The sequence below is a fragment of the Negadavirga shengliensis genome, assembly GCF_042652345.1.
Lineage (GTDB): Bacteria > Bacteroidota > Bacteroidia > Cytophagales > Cyclobacteriaceae > Negadavirga > Negadavirga shengliensis.
In genome coordinates this window covers 1-684 of the sequence record NZ_JBHSJJ010000052.1, presented here as the reverse complement: position 1 = coordinate 684, position 684 = coordinate 1, and the positions used below count along the sequence as shown (strand labels likewise).

At 50.1% G+C, this 684-nt stretch carries 1 pseudogene; it reads left to right on the top strand.

The features are described 5' to 3' along the window. Window positions 1-684, top strand: a pseudogene (locus ACFPFU_RS25705) (SusC/RagA family TonB-linked outer membrane protein); the annotation flags it as partial.

The window sequence follows — 684 nt, the reverse complement described above, 5'->3', positions numbered from 1 at the left end:
ATTACCTGGAGCCCGGTGACCGGGAACAGTACGAAAGATACATAGGTATGTATTTCGGCGGGACCAACTTCTGGCCTTACCTGGAAGACGGGGGGCGTTCCACCTGGACATCCAACGACATCTGGCTCGACCAGGGCATTGAGCTGACCCCCGTCAAGGGGCTTTCCATCAGGGGTAATTTTGCCTTCAACTTCTTTAATCAGACTACACAAGACGTGGCCAGCAGGGTGGAAATCGTGAACAACGACCTCAGAAATCCCAACGACATGATCAATTTCGGATTCAGCGGCAACGATTTCATCAACGAGCGGAATGATTATAACCAATACTATGTGATCAATTTAGTGGCGGATTATCACTTTGACCTGCCGGAAAGACACAAACTGAATACCATGATCGGCTTTAACCAGGAATGGGGGCAGAACAAATTTGTCAGAGCACAGAACAACACCCTGATCAATCCCGAGATAACCGACCTGAACGCCACCATCGGCATGCAGCAGACCTTCGGAGGCAGCAACCATATGGCCCTCAGGGGAGCATTTTACAGAGTAAACTATATATTCGACGACAGGTTCCTGATCGAATCCAACGGCCGGTATGACGGCACTTCCAGGTTTCCGAAGGACAGCCGTTTTGGCTTCTTTCCGTCCGTCTCTTTAGGCTGGAGGCTTTCCAATGAAC